General features: G+C 62.7%; 12 protein-coding genes. 4 read left to right on the top strand and 8 right to left on the bottom strand.

What is annotated here, in order from left to right; translation table 11 throughout:
* Positions 1–29: 29 nt before the first annotated feature.
* Complete coding sequence (gene rraA / locus AC6I99_RS20420; RefSeq protein ID WP_497944153.1) at positions 30–503, bottom strand: ribonuclease E activity regulator RraA; 474 nt, start codon at positions 501–503, stop codon at positions 30–32.
* Positions 504–661: 158 nt separating this feature from the next.
* On the opposite strand from rraA, the gene AC6I99_RS20415 reads away from it, so the two are divergent.
* The gene (locus AC6I99_RS20415) at positions 662–1966 is read left to right on the top strand and encodes an MFS transporter (protein WP_497944154.1); all 1305 of its coding nucleotides are present in this window, start codon (positions 662–664) and stop codon (positions 1964–1966) included.
* A 10-nt stretch (positions 1967–1976) separates the two neighbouring features.
* On the opposite strand, the gene AC6I99_RS20410 is transcribed toward AC6I99_RS20415, so the two are convergent.
* The 5 genes from AC6I99_RS20410 to AC6I99_RS20390 all read right to left on the bottom strand — a co-directional run bounded on the left by AC6I99_RS20410 (position 1977) and on the right by AC6I99_RS20390 (position 8966).
* A complete protein-coding gene (locus AC6I99_RS20410) occupies positions 1977–3215 on the bottom strand; it encodes an FG-GAP repeat domain-containing protein (RefSeq protein ID WP_497944155.1) in 1239 nt (412 codons plus the stop codon).
* A gap of 122 nt (positions 3216–3337) precedes the next feature.
* Positions 3338–4621, bottom strand: coding sequence for an FG-GAP repeat domain-containing protein (locus AC6I99_RS20405; protein ID WP_497944156.1), 1284 nt, complete (start codon positions 4619–4621; stop codon positions 3338–3340).
* Between the two features lie 142 nt (positions 4622–4763).
* Positions 4764–6626: an FG-GAP-like repeat-containing protein gene (locus AC6I99_RS20400; RefSeq protein WP_497944157.1), complete on the bottom strand. Its 1863-nt coding sequence runs from the start codon at positions 6624–6626 to the stop codon at positions 4764–4766.
* Positions 6627–6642: 16 nt separating this feature from the next.
* Positions 6643–7791: an FG-GAP repeat domain-containing protein gene (locus tag AC6I99_RS20395; RefSeq protein WP_497944158.1), complete on the bottom strand. Its 1149-nt coding sequence runs from the start codon at positions 7789–7791 to the stop codon at positions 6643–6645.
* A gap of 50 nt (positions 7792–7841) precedes the next feature.
* Complete coding sequence (locus tag AC6I99_RS20390) at positions 7842–8966, bottom strand: FG-GAP repeat domain-containing protein (protein ID WP_497944159.1); 1125 nt, start codon at positions 8964–8966, stop codon at positions 7842–7844.
* A gap of 278 nt (positions 8967–9244) precedes the next feature.
* Here AC6I99_RS20390 and AC6I99_RS20385 point away from each other — a divergent pair, with 278 nt between their 5' ends.
* The 3 genes from AC6I99_RS20385 (at position 9245) to AC6I99_RS20375 (ending at position 11990) form a co-directional block, all read left to right on the top strand.
* The gene (locus AC6I99_RS20385) at positions 9245–9853 is read left to right on the top strand and encodes a TetR/AcrR family transcriptional regulator (RefSeq protein WP_224165656.1); all 609 of its coding nucleotides are present in this window, start codon (positions 9245–9247) and stop codon (positions 9851–9853) included.
* A 279-nt stretch (positions 9854–10132) separates the two neighbouring features.
* Positions 10133–11323: an NAD(P)-dependent malic enzyme gene (locus AC6I99_RS20380; RefSeq protein ID WP_224165655.1), complete on the top strand. Its 1191-nt coding sequence runs from the start codon at positions 10133–10135 to the stop codon at positions 11321–11323.
* Positions 11324–11498: 175 nt separating this feature from the next.
* Positions 11499–11990: a DUF456 domain-containing protein gene (locus tag AC6I99_RS20375; protein WP_224093416.1), complete on the top strand. Its 492-nt coding sequence runs from the start codon at positions 11499–11501 to the stop codon at positions 11988–11990.
* 69 nt (positions 11991–12059) lie between these two features.
* On the opposite strand, the gene AC6I99_RS20370 is transcribed toward AC6I99_RS20375, so the two are convergent.
* Positions 12060–13007 (bottom strand): polysaccharide deacetylase family protein, encoded by a 948-nt coding sequence (locus AC6I99_RS20370; protein ID WP_497944160.1) that lies wholly within the window; start codon positions 13005–13007, stop codon positions 12060–12062.
* Positions 13004–14548 carry a purine-cytosine permease family protein gene (locus tag AC6I99_RS20365; protein WP_497944161.1) on the bottom strand — a complete coding sequence of 515 codons (1545 nt, stop codon included), beginning with the start codon at positions 14546–14548 and terminating at the stop codon, positions 13004–13006. The genes AC6I99_RS20370 and AC6I99_RS20365 overlap by 4 nt, the downstream gene beginning before the upstream one ends.
* Positions 14549–14569 lie beyond the last annotated feature (21 nt).

Genomic DNA, 14569 nt, shown 5'->3' with positions numbered 1-14569 from the left:
AACCTTCGTAAGTCGGCCAGTCCCAGGGGTTAGCGTTCCACGAGAATGCCATCCGGGTCGCTGTAGATCATTACTCCGGGTTGGATTCTCACGCGGTCGATCACCAGCTGGATATCAACCTCACCGACACCCGTCTTTGCGCTCTTCTTCGGGTTGCTGCCCAGCGCCTTGATGCCCAGCGGGAGGCGGGCGAGTGCTTCCCGATCCCTGATGGCTCCGTTAATAATGACGCCGGCCCAACCATTGGCCACCGCGCTTTCAGCGATCATGTCCCCCATGAGGGCAGTCCTCAATGATCCCTGACCATCAACCACCAGAACGGCTCCTTCGCCGGGCGTCCCAAGGACTGTCTTCACCAGGGCGTTGTCCTCGAAGCACCTGATAGTACGTACCTGTCCACTGAAGTGCGTGTGACCGCCGAGGTTCTGGAACTGGACAGCAACCGATTCCAATTCCTCGCCCCGATCGTCATAGAGATCAGCTGTATTAATCTGCTCGTTCATGTCCTTCTCCTCACTACGTTTGAGGCCACACTAACGCGTGCGCCAGGTAAGCGGCACGGACCGTCGAGGGCTATGTGGATAACTGACATGAACTTAGGTTCCATGCCCTCCACCCGCGCTAATCTGAATCCAGACGTTGAAACTAGGGGGAACCTGCCATGAGCCTGTCCGACCTGCCCGGTCCTGTGCCGGATCCTGCCATAGTCCGGGGCGGCACGGCCACTGCCCTCGCCGAACCAGTGGACCGTGTCCGCGCACTGTGGATTACTGGCGTCGTGCTCATCAACGTGGGCATCAATGCGGCGTTCTTCGGCCCCATCCAGGTGCTGTTGGGCCAGCAGGCGGCTCACTTCGATGAGGAACAAAAGGAAGCGATCCTGGCGCTGGTAACGGGTTGCGGCGCCGCCGTCTCGTTGGTTGCCAACCCCTTGTTCGGGGCGTTCAGCGACCGGACTGTCTCCCGCTTCGGACGTCGCGTTCCGTGGGTCCTCGTAGGAGCAATCCTGGGCGCTGTAGCACTCGTAGGACTGGCGGGAGCGCCGAACGTCGCGGTCATGACGGTGCTGTGGTGCTTGGTGCAGGCCGGATGCAACGGTGCTTACGCTGCCATTACAGCTGCGATTCCAGACCGCGTTCCAGTGCCGCAACGTGGCACGGTCGGTGGTTTGGCAGCGATGGGACAGACAGTTGGCATCCTGGCCGGCGCGGTGATTGCCGCCGTCGTAGCGGGAAACTTTGCTGCCGGGTACCTGGTGTGTGCAGCGGCGCTGCTTGCCGGCGTCGTGCTTTATCTTTTCAAGAATGACGACCAGCCGCTTCCAGCCCAGGCCCGCCCACCGTTCAGCCTTGCGCGGTTTTTCCAGGGCTTTTGGGTTTCGCCAGCACGCTATCCCGATTTCGCCTGGGCTTGGCTGACGCGACTGTTGGTAAACATTGGCAACCACATGGTCACCCTCTATCTCCTGTTCTTCCTCAGCGATGCCGTGCATGTGAAAGAAACCGAGGGCATCGAACCCGCGATCGGAGTGCTAATCCTGACAGGCCTGTATGCGGTCATGGTGATTATCACCAGCGTGATCGGCGGAGCTTTGAGCGACCGGATGGGCAAACGGAAGCCTTTGGTGATCGCGTCGTCCGTGATCATCGCCGTGGCGTCCTTGATTCTCGGTTTTGCGCCGACGTGGGCCGGTGCCATCACGGGGGCACTGGTCCTGGGCCTCGGCTTTGGAGCCTATCTTGCCGTGGACTTCGCACTGATCACCCAGGTCCTGCCGACGGCACTGGACCGTGGCAGGGACCTGGGCGTGATCAACGTGGCAAACTCGCTCCCGCAAGTCATCGCCCCGCTTATCGCATTCCCGTTCGTCACGTATTTGGGCGGCTACGTCTCGCTGTATGTAGCCGCCGCGGTCATCGGTCTGCTGGGTGCTGTGTTCGTGATCAAGATCAAGAGCGTGGCGTAAGCCTAGAGGCCTAGAAGACGGCCGTGAAGCCGCCCCAGCCCCAGCCGACGACCGGCGAGCCTTTCCATCGGTAGCCGGAGATGCCGGAACCCGCGAGTCCGGTTGTGTCTCCGAGATACATCGTGAGCCGGCCACTGTTATCAATTCCGTAAACGTCGGAATCACCGTCTCCGTTGAAGTCGCCTGCGACCCCAAAACGAGCAACGGTCTCCCAGCCCCAGCCGATGGAACCGGCGAATCCACCAGGCAGGCCGTATTCCTCAAACCATCCGTTTCGGTTTGTCGTGCGCACTTCAAGATTTCCCCAGAAGGGACGGGTCAGAACCACGAGATCTGATGTTCCGAGAAAGTGTCCAGCACCAACGGCGTAGTAGCCCTCCCACCCCTGGCCGATTTTGCGTGGTTGTAGCCAACCCCCGCGCCCATTGCCGGGATACAGGAAGATGTTGCCTGCTGTGTCCTTGGCGAGTATGTCATTAGTGCCATCACCGTTGAAGTCTCCGGGGGCGATCAGATCAGCAAAGCCCTGCCACCCCTGGCCGACCTGTAAGGCTTGCTTCCACCCGCCGGAGCCGTTGCCCTGGTAAAGGAACAAGCGGCCGGAATTATCGCGAGCCAGAACGTCTACCGTGCCATCGCCATCAAAGTCACCGGGAGACACCAGAAGGTTGAAGTTGTTCCAACCCCAGCCGATTACCTGTGGCGCTTGCCAGTTGCCCCGCCCGTCCGTGGGGTACAGCAGGAGCCTTCCGGAGGCGTCGCGGGCAAAGATATCCAGTGTTCCGTCGCCATTGAATCCGCGGGCACGGGCGGCGGCTGCTACCCTCAGCGGATTGCGTGCCTGCACCGTGAGCTGGGAGTCGGCGTCGTAGATGATGGTGACGTATGCGGCTATCACCCGTCCAAGGTCAGCGGCGGTTGCGCGGTAGGTGGTACTCGTTGCACCGGGGATTACAGCTCCGTCTCTCGTCCAAGAGAATGAAACGGAAGGAGAACCGCCGTCAGGTGACACGTGGGCAAAGGTCCGCGAGATGTCCAACTTCAGCAAGCCGCCGACTGTTGGATCGCCGCCCAGTTGGGGTGTTCCGTTGATGTAGACGTAGCGGGTTGGTGCGGCAATTGCAGGTGCGACGGCCTGCGCCGGGAGTGCCGGAGCTACGAGCAGACCTGTCACAACGGATGCGGCCAGGACCGAAAGCCAACGCTGGCGCCTGCGCGCGGTGGGGGGCAAAGGAGTGCTGGTATGCAAGGGATTCCTCCAAAAAGAAGGCTGGCCTGCTGGCCAACCCGGATCATTAACAATGAACTTGGCGGGGGCCTCGTCCTAATCGATTCGGACGAGGCCCCCGCCTAACGGCCTGACGCCGGACTCTAGAAAACAGCGTTGAAGCCGCCCCAGCCCCACCCAACTACAGCGGAGCCCTTCCACCCGCCTGAGCCGTTGCCGTAGTACATGCGCATCTGGCCGGAGGTGTCGATGCCCCAGACATCGTTGGCGCCGTCGCCGTCGAAATCGCCGGCACCGCCGAGCTTGGTGATAGCGTTCCAGCCCTGGCCGATCACGCGGCTGCCAGTCCAGCCGCTGTGGCCATTGCCACCGTAGAACACGAGGTTTCCCGCGCCGTCACGGGCCAGGACATCAGGCTGGTGGTCGCCGTCGAAATCACCAGGGGAGAACACCGAAGTCATGCCGCCCCATCCCCAGCCGACTGTCGAGGCAGCCAGGAAGCCGCCGTGGCCGTTGCCCGGGTACAGCACGAGCTCACCGGAAGACTTGCGGGCAAGGAGGTCGTTGTTGCCGTCTCCACTAAAGTCGCCTGCCGCGAAGATGGTGCTGAAGATCCCCCAGCCCCAACCGATCTGCTGTCGCGGGTACCAACCACCATGCCAGCCAGCTGGGTAGAGGAAGAGCGAACCGGAACTGTCGCGGGCAATGACGTCATTCTCGCCGTCGTTGTTGAAGTCGCCGGCAGCGAACATCGTGTTGAAGATGTTCCACCCCGAGCCGACTTCATATGCCTGCTGCCAGGTGCCGTTTCCGCCGGTCGGGAACAGGCCGAGTCGCCCCCAGGAGTCCCGGACGAACAGGCTCATCGTGTACGAATCCCAATATTCGGCACGGTAGAAGCCGGACGTGTGGGGACGATCGATGTCTACGGGAGTCACGTAGTTGAAGTCCAAGGCGTCCAAGGCCACAGCCGCGGTTCCGGAGGCGGGGAGGTTGCCGGGATTGTGGATCAAGGAACCGTCGCGCCAGTAACCTACTTCCTGGCCGGCTGCGGTTTGAATCTGCATGTACTGGGCAAGGTAGGTTCCCGGCGGGGTCCCCTGTGCAAAGAAGACGTCGAACGAGTACGTCGAATCAGCGGAACTGTACGAGCCCTGCGTCATCGTCGTGTGGAGTTTACCCGTTGCTGTATTCCGGAACAGGACGTAGACGTCGGTAATCGGACCGGATGCCTGGAAGGTAACGCGCGATGTTGCCTGCCCTCCAGCGCCGATCGCGTCTGGCGTCGTGGATACCGCCACAGGTACCGGCGCGAAGGTGTCATCAGCATGTGCTGCGGGTGCCAGACCCAGCCCGCCGACCAAAATAACGCTGCCCATAAATGCGGCCAGCAAGCTGCGCACGCGGCGCAGAGGAGTGCTCCCCATGGTTCCCCCAAATTAGGCCGGTCGCAGATGGCCGGCGGGTGTAAGTGACTTGAGAGTACATGGCGACACAGAAAGTCTGGGAATTTGCTGGCAAAAATTCACGCGAAAGACAAGTCAAACTCAAAACGCAACCAAAATCGGCTTAGAAAACCGCCGTGAACCCGCCCCAGCCCCAGCCAACGACTCCCGCGCCTTTCCATCCACCGATGCCGCTGCCGTAGTACATGTTCAGTTGGCCGCCGGCGTCGATGGCCCAAACGTCGTTGAAGCCGTCTCCGTTGAAATCTCCGGCCCCACCAATGCGTGACATGACGTTCCAGCCTGTGCCGATGGACCGGGCAGTGGTCCATCCGCCGTTGCCGTTGCCACCGTAGAGCCGTAGGTTTCCTGCGCTGTCACGGCCCAGGACATCAGGGTTGCCGTCACCGTCGAAGTCGCCGGGCGAGAAGACCTCGCTGAGGGCGTCCCACCCTTGGCCTACGGCGCCAGGGGATTTGAAGCCGCCTGTCCCGTTGCCGGGGTAGAGCACCAGGGCGCCCAAAGGCGTGCGGGCAAGGACATCGTTGTTGCCATCGCCCGAGAAGTCGCCTGCGGCGATGATCGAATCGAAGACGTCCCATCCCCAGCCGATCTGCTTGCGCGGAAGCCAGCCGCCGGTCCCGTTGCCCGGGTATAGGAACAGCGATCCATCGTGGTCCTTTGCGATGACGTCATTGAAGCCGTCTCCGTTAAAGTCGCCCGCGTTGAAGGCGGTGTCGAACACGTCCCAACCAAAGCCGATGGTCCGCGGAGCTTGCCAGCGGGCCGCGCCGTCGGTGGGGTACAGGAGCAGGTTCGCCGCAGCATCGCGCGCGAACAGGTCAATGGAGGCCCCGGCGTCGAAACCTGTTGTGTGCGGTTTGTTTCGAACTACGGAGCGGCCGAAAACCGTAAACGGACGCGTGGCCGTCACTGGATTGCCCGCTTGGACTACTGCCCGGAAGCCGACGACGGCGCCACGGTCCGCTGCCTGAAGGGTGTAAGTCTTCGACGTGGCACCGCTGATCGCGGTACCGTTGCGCACCCATTCGTACCTGACGATGACGGGGCCGCCGAGTGTCCCGCCGGAGACGCTGCCCTCGTTGAAGACGCCGGTGAGCTTCTCTCCGATGATCAGCTTGCCTTGGAGTGTGGGAGCGGTAGCTGTGATGGGTGACGTGGGTGTCAGTGGGAGCGAGGATGCCGACACAGCCCGGAAGCCTGCCCTTGTGGCCGTGACCCGCACTGACAGGGTCTGGTCCAGGTCTGCTTCTGCGATGCGGTAATTGCTGAGCGTGGCTCCAGGGATCGGCTGGCCGTTGCGCAGCCATTGGTAGGCGAAGCCGGTGGGCGGTTGGGCCCAGGAGCCGTTGTCCGTGGTCAGCACTTGGTCGTAGCGTGCCACGCCTGTGATGGTTGGTGGCTTGATATTTGGATTGTCCACCAGTGGGAAGCCGGGATTGTTGACGGCGAAGTCGACGCCGTCCAAGGCCCCTGGCCGCTGCGTTGGTGCTTCCAGTCCTTGCGAAAGGAAGATGATGTTGCCATCGCGCCCGTAGCGGACTATGCCCTGGCCCAAGGGGAGCATGATGTTGACGCTGAGGAGTTTGTAGCGCCCGGTTCGCTGGAAGGCGCTCCCGTCCACCGGCAGTTTGGCTTGCGCGCTGTAGGGCCCGGACAGCTGGCTGGCAGGTCCGTAGAGGGTGGCCTGCTCCAGGGTGTCCTCATTGACGTAGGTGAAACCTACTTCCTTCGCGGGACCGCTCAGTGTGAAGGACAAGGAGACAATGCTTCCGGGACCCGCCGTTGCCGCCGACGTCCGGGTAACCACGGTGGGAAGCGGGACGATTGTTCCCGCAGCTGTAGCGCGGGGCGGCGGGACTGCAATTGCCAGCGCAGAGCAGAGGAGGATGGCTAGAAGGATGTGAAAACCCGACCGTACCGAGTGCACAAAAGGCGCTGGGCGCACGGAAGAAAAAGTCGTCATGGTCTCCCCCAACCCCCTAGAACAAGGCGTTAAAACCGCCCCAGCCCCAGCCGATGGTTTGGGCGCCGTTCCAGCCGCCGTCGCCGTCGCCGTAGTACGCCAGCAGCTGGCCGGATCCGTCCACTGCATAGACGTCCACATTGCCGTTGCCGTCGATGTCGCCGGCGGCGCCAATGGCTGCCATGCCGTTCCAACCTTGACCGATCACGGCCATGCCTGCCCAGCCGCCGCTGCCGTTGCCCTTGTACAGGCGCAGGCTGCCGGCGGAGTCCCTCGCCAGGATGTCCACGTTGTAGTCGCCGTCGAAGTCGCCCGGCGTGATGATCTGGTTGACCACGTTCCAACCACTGCCGGCCAATGAACGGTTCAGCCAGCCGCCGCTGCCGTTGCCGGGGTAGAGATAAAGCAGTCCGCCGGAATCACGGGCGAGGATGTCGTTGTTGCCGTCGCCGTTGAAGTCGCCGGGGGAGACGATCGACGTAAAGCTGTTCCATCCGCTGCCCACTTGGCGTCCGGCAAGGAAGCCGCCGTCCCCAGTACCTGCGTAGAGGAAGAGCCTTCCGGAGGAGTCCTTCGCAAGGATGTCGTTGGTGCCGTCACCGTTGAAGTCGCCGGGGGAGAGGACCGTGCTGAACCCGTTCCAGCCGGAACCAACGGTCCGGGGGGCTTCCCAGGCGCCGCCAATCCGGGGATACAGCATGAGGGTGCCATCCGTGCGGCGGGCCAGCATCTCATAGGCGCCCCGACCGGTGAAGCCGTTGGCCCTGTTGGATGCTGAGATGGGCGCTGTTTCCTGGCTGGAGACTTCCTGCGGTTCACACCCGTTTTGGCTGGCTGCGACATGGGCGGCGATGGTCTTGCCGCGGTCTTCTTCGCCGAGCTTGTAGTTCCACCACTCCCAGTGGTCCCCCGCTCGAACACCGTCGCGGGTCCAGTAAATCTGGTAGTCAGGGCCTGCCGCGGCGCCGCAGCCACGGTAAGAGTCGGGATCGATCTCCAGTGTGAGCGTTGAGCCAACAAACGGCGCACCGTGAACCACGGGATCTGCGGGGTCCATGGTTGCCATGGCAGGTGCCGGGGCGAAAGCGACGGCGGCAATAAGCGCAGCCGCAATTCCGGCTACCGCTCGGCGCACGCCTGATACACGGCATGATAGAGCGTTCATTGTGTCCTCCCCAGACTTATGCGGCTAATCTTACCGCGGCTGGGACTCAGCTAGAAGATTGCTGTGAAACCGCCCCATCCGTTGCCCACGGACTGGGATGTACGCCACCCGGTCCGGCCATCGCTGTAATAGATCACCAGCCGGCCCTGTTGGTCCACGCCGTAAACGTCCTGGAAGCCATCCTTGTCGAAGTCACCCGCGGCACCCGCAGCTTTGAGGGCATTCCAGCCGACACCGATGAGCCACGACCGCGTCCAACCGCCCGCCCCGTTGCCGCCGTAGAAATACAGGTAGCCGCTGCGGTCACGGGCAAGCACGTCCACCTTGCCGTCGCCGTTGAAATCGCCAGGCGTCAGCAAGGCGTCCATCACCTGCCAGCCCTGCCCGACGGCGGTCCTCGCCAGCCAGCCTCCGGAACCATTGCCGGGGTACAAATAGAGGGCGCCGCCGGGTTCCCTGGCCAGGATGTCGTTGTTGCCGTCCCCGTTGAAGTCGCCAGGGCTGACGATTGAGTCGAAAATGTTCCAGCCTTTGCCGATGGTCTGGGCCGGCTTCCATCCACCGGTTCCGTCGCCGGCGTAGAGATACAGAGTCCCCGCCGAATCGCGTGCGATCACGTCACCCTTGCCATCACCGTTGAAGTCGCCGGGGGAAAGGACAAGGTTGAAGACGTTCCACCCCCAGCCCACGGTGCGGGCGGCGTCCCAAGCGGCGCCTGTCCGCCCGTACAACATCAAAGAGCCGTCACTTCCGCGCGCCAGGAGTTCGAAGCTGCGGCCCGTGAAACCATTGGCCCGGTTGGGCGCAGCGACGGGTCCGGTCTCGTCGCTGTGAAGGGTTTCGCCCCCGCAGGCAGTCTTGCTGGCGGTCAGGTGCACAGCCATGCGTGCGCCCGTGTCATCCTGCTGCAGGAGGTAGCTGCGCCCGGTTTCGCCCGCCACCAGGAAGCCGTCCCTTGTCCAATAGACAGTGAAGTCGGGGCCCTTGCCGCCGCCGCAGCCATAGAAGGTGTACGGGCCGATTTCGGCTGTTAGCGTCTTGCCGACAAACGCTTCACCATTGACTATGGGGTCCGGCCCGTTGCTGGCCGCCGACGCCGGCAGGGGGCCAAGTGCCACGGCCGCCAAAGCGGCGGCCAGCAGCGCTGCTGCCATCCGGCGTCGAAAATTCCCCATAGTGGTCTTCCTCCCGTGCGTGGACCCAACTGGGTCGCATTTAAGCGCGTTTTGAGCGTCCAAAACGCGCTCTACTGCTACCTAGTTGGGTTTACCTGAGCTTCCTGCAGTTTAGGGGCGCAGCGGGGGGAATCCGGGGAACGGCATGGACGCGTTGCAAGCAGGCGCTCTCAGGAAACGGTCATTTTGCTCACGTATCATTGGTGCGATCGGCCTGCCGCGGGTCCTGTGACCTGAGCCGGCCGTTTCCTTGCCAGCCTGCCAAGAGATCGCCGGAAATGCCCGAACCGTTTTCCCTGGAACCGTACTCCCTTGACCTGACGACGGGGTTGCCCCGTATGGCTGCCGCACCTACCACTCCGCGGCAGCTTTTGCGCTATGCCCGCATCCTGAAGACAGCCTCCGGCTTTGCGCAACGTCAATTCGACACCTTGAGTTTGTCGGACGTTGCCGCGAAAGCGGACGTTCCGCTGGGCACCCTCTACCGTTACTTTCCCTCTACGGCGCACCTAATGTTGGCCGTCTACCGGCAGCAGTTGCGCGAGCTTCGCGACGGCGTGCGCCAGAGGAAAGGCAAGGGCCATGCACTGTCAGGTTTGATGATGGAGATCTTCCACCTGAGGGTTATGCAGCCCGGCGTGGAGCACTGCCTCATCCGGCCTGCCGGCAAAGACAGCGACACCGCCCAGCTGCTGCGCGAGATTGACCTCTTGTCCGAAGAAGTTGTGGGTTCGTTGAGCAAAGAGCCCGGAAATGACGCACCGAAGGCCAGGATTCTGTTGCATCTGGTCAGTGGTCTGGTCCAAGCCGTCCGGTGTCGTCGCTTGTCGCTCTTTGAAGCCGAAAAGGACCTCAAGAAGGCGTGCAGCCTCATGACGGGGGAATGACACATAGCTCTTCCGGTCTAGACCACTAGCCCCTGAGAATGCGTTTTTTCGCGTGAGCTGAGTCACTTTTAGATCTGCATAAACGTTTTACTCTCGAATCGTCTCTCTTGGTATTGAATCTTGTACCCTCCGGGCTTCCCTACGCTGGAAAGACCGAAGCGGCTAGCAGCCCAACCTGCAGATGCACCTTCCGGGCCAGCCACCCTTGGTCCGAACCAGCAGTTCTGTTCCTGCCCGAACCATGCCGTGGGTCCACGGCTAGCCTGAGGAGACAAAGACGTGTCCATTGAGACAATCGCTACTGACAACGACGCCCTGGTATTGAGCGAAGAAGAGATCTTCGCAGCACACGAGGGCGGCAAGCTGACGATTTCCAGCACCGTTCCCCTGAACAACAAGCGTGACCTTTCCATCGCGTACACCCCGGGCGTCGCCCAGGTTAGCCGCGCAATCCATGCCAACCCCGAGCTTGCCCGCACCCACACCTGGGCTGAGCGCCTGGTTGTTGTCGTCAGCGACGGCACCGCCGTACTGGGCCTGGGCAACATCGGCCCCAGCGCTTCCCTCCCGGTCATGGAAGGAAAGTCTGCCCTCTTCAAGTCCTTCGGCGACCTCGACTCCATCCCGCTGGTTCTCAACACCACCAACGTGGACGAGATCATCGAGACCCTGGTCCGCCTCCGCCCGAGCTTCGGTGCAGTGAACCTCGAGGACATCTCCGCGCCGCGTTGCTTCGAACTCGAAGAGCGCCTCATCGAAGCACTCGACTGCCCCGTCATGCACGATGACCAGCACGGCACCGCCGTCGTGGTTCTCGCGGCCCTGACCAACGCTGCCAAGGTGACCAAGCGCGAACTCTCCGGCCTCAAAGTAGTTGTCTCGGGCGCAGGTGCCGCCGGCATTGCCATCGCCGAGATTCTTCTTGCTGTTGGCATCGAGGACGTCATCCTGCTCGACTCCAAGGGTGTGGTCAACGCTGACCGTGCCGACCTCGTGGCTGATCCCGGCAGCGTCAAGGCCCGTATGGCTCAGCGGACCAACCCCCGCGGCGTCACAGGTGGTCCCGGCGAGGGGCTGACCGGCGCCGACGTTTTTGTAGGCGTCTCCTCTTCCAAGCTGGACGAAGAGCACCTGAAGTTGATGAACGATCAGTCGATCGTGTTCGCGCTGTCCAACCCGGACCCCGAAGTACTCCCCGAGGTTGCCCAGAAGTACGCGGCAGTTGTCGCCACCGGCCGCAGCGACTTCCCGAACCAGATCAACAATGTGCTGGCCTTCCCCGGCATCTTCCGCGGCGCGCTCGACGCCAAGGCCCGCCGCATCACGCCGGCAATGAAGATCGCCGCTGCACGCGCCATCGCAGAGCTGGCCGAGGAAGACCTCTCCGCTGACTACATCGTGCCGAGCCCTCTGGACGCCCGTGTAGCACCCGCTGTCACCGCGGCAGTTGCCGCAGCCGTGACCGAGTAGCGGTAACCAACTAAAAACCGACGACGGCGACGCCTCCCAGACCGGGAGCGTCGCCGTCGTCGGTTTGTTAAGGAGCAACGCGGGGTCACATACGGCCCATGTTGCCCCGTCGGATGGGCCGTAAGTGACCTCGCGTTGCACGTTGTGGGGGAGGGGCCACACCTAGACTGGGGCCATGAACGCCGAACTCGTTGTGACCATCCTCTGCGGCCTGGCCATTGCCGTGGGTGTGGCCGGAACCATCATCCCTGTCCTCCCGGGAAGCATCCTCATTGGGGCGAGCCTGCTCGCGTGGGCCATTTGGGGTGGCGCAGGAACGCTCGGCTGGGTGATCTTCGCCATCGGCATGGTGTTCGTGGTGGCAGGGATGGCCGCCAGTGCCGTGCTCACAGGGCGAAAGCTGAAACAGCATGGGATTCCCAACAGGTCTGTGTTGATTGGGATAGTCCTTGGCGTCGTGGGGATGTTCGTGATTCCAGTGATCGGGCTCCTGGTGGGGTTCGCCGTCGGGCTTTTGCTGAGCGAGGTCCAGCGGACCCGTGACTTCCGTACGGCCGTCCGCTCAAGCGGCGCCGCGCTCAAGGCCACCGGCATCGGGATTCTCGTGGAGTTCGGCCTCGCATGTGCCGCCGCGAGCACATGGGTCATCGGGGTGTGGCTGTCCTAGTTCACCGAGATGGCAAAAGATGACAATCCCAGGCCGTGGGATTGTCATCTTTTGCCATCTGGGCGGGAACTAGCGGAGGCTGGGTACCCGCACCTGGGCCGGACGGAATGAAGCACCGGCTCCTGGGAACAAAGGGACGTCGATCCGGGCGTGGGTGTGGATTTCCTGAACCGTATCCTTCGTGTGCTGTGCGATCTCAGCAAGCGTGGTGACCCACATACCTTCGAGGCCCTTGACCCGTTCGATCAGCTGCTCCAACGCGACAGCCCTGGACGGCCTGCCGGAGATGAACGGGTGGTTGGTCAGGACGAAGCAGCTGCCCTGGGCGTGGTGCGCCTGGGCCTCAAGAGTCCACATCTCCAAGGCTTTGGCCGGGCTTTCGATGACCCCGCTGCCCGTGATGCCGGGGTAGAACGCGTACTGCTCCCAATCGTCCAGTGCCCAGTCGACGGGGATCTCCACGATGTCCCGGGGATCATCCTCGGCCATTGACATGCGGTAGGGGGCATCGCCGTCGAGAAGGCTTGAGTCGTACAGGAAGCCGCGGTCGGCGAGCAGCGCGGGAGACTGCCAGTTCAACTCCCACCACGGAGCCCGGTAGCCCACGGGCCGAACACCGGCGACGTTGGCGAGAGCTTCCAAACCGCGGTCCAGGTAACTGGCTTCGGTTGCGGCGTCGATTCCCTGCATGGGCTCGTGCAGGTAACCGTGGTGGGCGATTTCGTGCCCGCCATCAGCGATCCTGCGCACCACGTCCGGGTAGCTCTCCGCCGTGAAGCCGGGGATGAAGAACGTTCCCTTGATGCCCTGGCGATCCAGGATCTGAAGGAGCCGCGGGACTGCGATTTTTGGGCCATAGGACTGGTGGCTCATGAGTGACATGCGCCGGGTGCTGGACGGATCGTGGGCGATGGTGCAGGACTCGGCATCGACGTCGAAGGTGAAGGACGCGGCGGCCTTGAAGCCCTCTGGCCAGGTGATCGGGTGCAGGGAGTCCGCGAAGGCGGGCTGGCTCATGCTGTGGTCCTTTCGGGAACGACGGGAGTAGCTGATGCGGCCGACGCACTGGCGGAGACGTGGTTTTCGTCCGCGAGGACGTATTTCCGGTGCGCCCGCGGGCCGAGGATTGCGTAGGCTGCTGCGCTGGTAAGTCCGCCGGCCAGCCACGAGAGATCCCAGCCACCAAGTGCCACGGCGATGGGGCCTTGCATTACGGGTATCAGCCCGTACATGAACAGCCAGGTGCAGAAGATGCCAACCATCAGGGAGACGATGCCGGCCCAGTTGATCACGGGGAGGCGGCGTGTGCCGACGCCGTCGAAGAGCCGTTCCACCTTGCCCGGCCAACGCTTCTCCAGCCAGAAATAGTGCACCAACATGACGCCGCCCCAGGCTGCTACCCACGCCACGAGGCCGATCAGCCAGGCGTCCAGTACAGAGGCGAAGTCCTCCTGGAAGATGAAGAACACCACGGCGAGGAGCGAGAAGACGCCCACGAACAGGTTGAGCTTGCGACGATTGATGTTGATGTCCAGGGCCTGCGTGGCCACGGAGAAGGTATAGATGTTCAAGATGTTAGTGGCGATGGGGCCATGCAACACCATGAGGAGGACGGGAAGGGCAAGGACTCCGAAGTTCTGGACGATCAGCTTGCCGGGGTCGATCTCGCCGCTGTTTGTGGCAAGGCTCGCGCCGAGGACACCGAGCCAGACCACGGGAATGAACTGGCCAAGGACCGAGGCCAGGTACACCTTGCGCTTGGGAACCGAGGTGCTGACAAAGCGTGAGTAGTCCGCGGCGTAGGTGAACCAGGTGATGCCCCAGCCGATGCCGATGGCAGTCATGACCGCACTCATCGCCGCGATCCGCTCGGATCCTTCAAGAATGTTGCCGGCCGGACCTGCGTAACCCCAGTCGATCTTCATGCCGAACCATGCCACGGCGGACATGACGGCCAGGATGATGATGGTGGGCGGAACAGTCCACTTTTCAAAGGCGGCGATCGCCTTGTAACCGAACCAGGCGATGGCAACCTGGGCGGCCATAATGACGGTGGCCACGCCGATCTTCCAGGCGTAGTTCTTTTCAGTGGGGTCCACCCAGCCCAGCGTTCCGAAGAGCGCCATGACCAGGTCCAGGATGATCCATGTATTGACCGCGCACCAGCCGATGACCAGGAGAGCCTGGATGGCGGCGGGGAGATAGTTGCCGCGACGGCCGAACGCGGCCCGGGCAAGGACCATGCCGGTGGCACCGGTCTTTTGGCCGAGGAGGACGAAGCAGCCGAACAGCAGCATGCCGATGAGGTTGCCCAGGACGAGCACAAACACAGTGTCGGCGAAGCCGAGGCCGAGGTGGATTCCGAGTGCGCCCAGCACCCAGTTGATAGGGGCAAGGTTGGCGCCGGCCCAGATCCAGAACTGGCCCGAGACCTTGCGCGTGCGGTCTGACTCGGGGATGGGCTGCAGCCAGGCTTCGCTGTCATGGGCCGGCGCCGTTGCCGGAACTGACTGCGATGAGCCTGGCTGGGGTGAGGCAGGGGAGAGGTTGTCTTGCATGAGGGGGAGCCTCCGTGTGTG

It is taken from the genome of Arthrobacter sp. TmtSoilC77 (assembly GCF_059739415.1).
This window is presented reverse-complemented; position numbering and strand designations above follow the sequence as displayed.